This is a genomic window from Candidatus Bathyarchaeota archaeon (genome assembly GCA_026014725.1).
In the GTDB taxonomy this organism is placed as follows: domain Archaea; phylum Thermoproteota; class Bathyarchaeia; order Bathyarchaeales; family Bathycorpusculaceae; genus Bathycorpusculum.
In genome coordinates this window covers 1-3377 of the sequence record JAOZHV010000009.1, presented here as the reverse complement: position 1 = coordinate 3377, position 3377 = coordinate 1, and the positions used below count along the sequence as shown (strand labels likewise).

The 3377-nt window shown below is 44.0% G+C and carries 3 protein-coding genes; 1 reads left to right on the top strand and 2 read right to left on the bottom strand.

Features of this window, described 5'->3' with window-relative positions; all coding sequences use genetic code 11:
* Together NWE95_01555 and NWE95_01550 are read right to left on the bottom strand one after the other, a co-directional pair.
* Positions 1-216: hypothetical protein (locus tag NWE95_01555; protein MCW4002588.1), on the bottom strand; the 216-nt coding region annotated here is incomplete at its 3' end.
* A 20-nt stretch (positions 217-236) separates the two neighbouring features.
* Entirely contained in the window at positions 237-2846 is a 2610-nt protein-coding gene (locus NWE95_01550; protein MCW4002587.1) for a DUF2341 domain-containing protein, read from the bottom strand.
* A 346-nt stretch (positions 2847-3192) separates the two neighbouring features.
* Here NWE95_01550 and NWE95_01545 point away from each other — a divergent pair.
* A partial coding sequence (locus tag NWE95_01545) for a hypothetical protein (protein MCW4002586.1) occupies positions 3193-3377 on the top strand: 185 nt, incomplete at its 3' end.

Sequence of the window (3377 nt, the reverse complement as noted above, 5' to 3'; positions counted from 1 at the left end):
GTGCGAGAGACCACCAAATTCAGGGGGCTTTTCCGACGTTGTTGTAACTAGTTTTGGTTCGTATTTGCTTACATCAACATTAGCGACGTTTTTCAAGAAGTACAGCACTTCACTTGTATCGACTGTTTCTTCTGAAAACGCAAAAGAAACCTGCATTGAGAGGCTCAAAATCATGATGAGCACAGCAGTTGTTTGAAACTTTTTAAGTAAAGGCATGTTTGCTTTTTTCCTCCCTTCTAACAGGGTATGACGTGATTTCCGTCACCCCAAACACGCATGTAGCATTTCATTACTCCTCCACCCTGCGGATTATCCATCCAATATCCTTTAGTTGGATAATAAAGCTGTATTTCATCATAATCATAAATCGAACCATGCGTATAACGCGCAGCCGCATCAAGGGCATCGTTGATTGAGTAACCGTTTAATGCGTAATAATAGAATCTGTCTGCGAAATCGCCATAATCATAGCTGCCATAGCCTGTTACGTTTTTGAAGTTTATAGAAATCCCGTCAAATGATATGAAACAGCGCCCACTACCATCAGGGCTAGCATACCCATTAGCACTCAACGTGGCGTTAGTTTCACCCATCAAAGAATGACACATGCCCCAGCTGTGAGTCCCACTATGACCACCGATGAAGTTACTACTTCCATGCATACATGCCCAGATAAACACGAAATCAAACTTTGAAGTTGACCCGCCCGTGGCGCTATAAATCTCATAGTCCTTGATAGCGTCTCCTTCCCAGTCATAAACGCCATAATGCGTAAAGGTGCAACCTGGTACACCACACTGGACGTTAGGGTGAATGGGTCCTTTGTAAAAAAGCGTTGCATACTCTTTATTCACCTCACAATAACTAATGTTATTGTAGAAGCAGTATGGTTGAGTAGCCGCTCCCCAGTAATTGTTGAGTTTATTATACCTCAAAGTGTTACCGAAATACGTGTAGATATTGGCGCAAACAGCTTGCGACTCGTCATATTCCCCGTCTGGACCTAGATTGTAATTCCCAGTGCCCCATATTAGGCTAGCGTAGTTCCTTGTTTCTTCTGGTCCCCAAGCTCCATGATCAGGCTCATCCGCAACGTATTTTCTAATTCTGAAGGCATAAAACCGCTCTAAGCCAAAATCATAGGTGGAGTATCGCGCAATGCCAAGGTGCACGTAATTCGCAGTTTCAGAGTTATACTCGGTAACTCTAGTCGTTCCATCCACTGAAACGTGTATGTATCCACTCAGTTTCCAAATTTTAAGCGTCTTCAAAACATAGTCGAAAAAAGTCTGCTCGCCACTGTCGTAATCCACATTGCCACCAACGCCAGCATAATAGAGCCAGTCCTTGTTAGCAGCCCAATGATCACGCAAGCTTAAATGAGCAACACCATAGTCGGACGGACTGTAATCTGAATGCTCAACGTTAAATAGACCTCCAAAAATCTCGCCGGCGGTTTCAGTGTAATGCACCATCCAAAAGGGCTGGTACATGCCATAGGCGCTCTCGATAAGCCAAGAGTCCGGAAGCGTAAACGATTTGGACCGAAAACCCTTCCCATTCCACCAGTTGTTAGCGTCCATATTGTATACTTCTAGGAAGTGATTCGCAGAATCTATCCAGTATGTTGGGTTTCCAGTTCTGTACGCAGTGGGCCACCTGCTAGTACTCAAAGTGCCGTTGTCAAAAGGCTCCCCAAAAATGAAAGTAGCATCAAAATTCGAAGTTGTTTCCACCTCTGCATTCCCATAATAAATGTAGAACATGCGATCCGTATTGCTTAAATCGTCTATCATCTCAAGCCAAAATATGGCGCTATTAGAGCTTGTGTAGCTTTCCCTCCAGTAATCGAGGAGGGTATTTCCGTCATCGTCAGTAAACCTAACATCATCAAAATCAGGCTGGCACTTTCCGCCTAAATACACAACTCCGCCAGAATCCGTGCCAGAACCATAATTCACAACAAGCCTTATCTGATACAAAGTCCCAGCGCCTGCTGCATGTTCAATTATGTGAGATTTCCGGTAATCCCAACTGCTGCTATACCAAGGATCCAGATAACAGAAATGCTTGCTGGCAACTGCCTGCTCCAATGTTTCTTCACTAGGCTTAAAAGCCACAAAAAATTTATGAACCTCATCAGAAAGGATAGGAACAACAGTCAACCACATCCTCAAATAGTAATTCCTGTTCTTCTGAATTGAATAATCGCTGATATACCAGGTGTCCATACCCTGGAAGACAAAGGTGCTTTTCTCAAAATTCAGACTATCCCCTATGGAATGCCAATAGAGAGTCTGCGACGTATTCCAACAAGCCACTTTGGCATCCAAGTCAAAGACATCATAATGTTGTAGCAAAATGCGATTTAGCCCTCCAGCCGCTGTCTGATTTTTATCATCAACTATGCTGGCGCGGCGATAAACCCAAACATAGCCATCATAAACGACTTCACCTGCTTTCCCGCTGTAATTATAGCCCACTTGGCAAGCAGAATCATCGAAATAGGGCGAGAGATCCAGCTCATGCCGAGTTGTCTCTTCCCTACGATCATAGAGTTCCAAGCTTGTGGGATACCCTGAATTACCGCTAAAGCCGAAACAGAAGGCTACTTCTCCCTGATACGTCTTGCTAGTTATATTGAAGTAGACGTAGCCATCCCCGTTTAACGTGTGAGGAGCCGCCGAAATGTAGCAATCTGCGTTTTCCACGTATACTCTATTTCCATCAATCACGGGAACAAGAGAGGCACTCTCAACTTTCGGGATAGACACTAAAAACAGAGACAGCAGAAGCAGTGTGCTAATGGTTAAAGCCGTTGGCGCTGCAGAATTTGGCTTTTTCATAATAACCCTCTCTCGCAAGAGCTATAGTTTCCTGCAACGTCAGTATTTCAACGCGCGGCGGCATATATCTTTTTTTTAACACTTCAGATTCAACTTCGGATTTAGAATACTTTTGAAAACAGATAACACTTTGACAAAAAAACAACACCATCACGGATGTAAGCGTATACTGCTACTACGAGAAAGAAAGGACTAAAGGGAAAACGGAAAATACATAGCCAGCCGCATTTACGCGCACGTTTAACGCAATGCTCGCTGCGCTTTTTTGCAGGTTAAGAAGAGGGCAAAGTTAAGCGAAGACTAATATCTGTCTGTTAACGCTGTATTTTCTGGTAAGTGAGCGAAAATGACGTATTGCCCAGAATGCGGTGGAGAAATGCACTATGCGATAGCTACCAAGCACTATGTCTGCAAAAGCTGCGGCTTATCAGTGACACAACAGGAACTCATGGAGCTGCGGGAGAAAATGCGCCCCAGCGGAGAAACAGCCGAAGAAGAAAAGGAAAACCGAAGAAAAGAATACCTGAAATG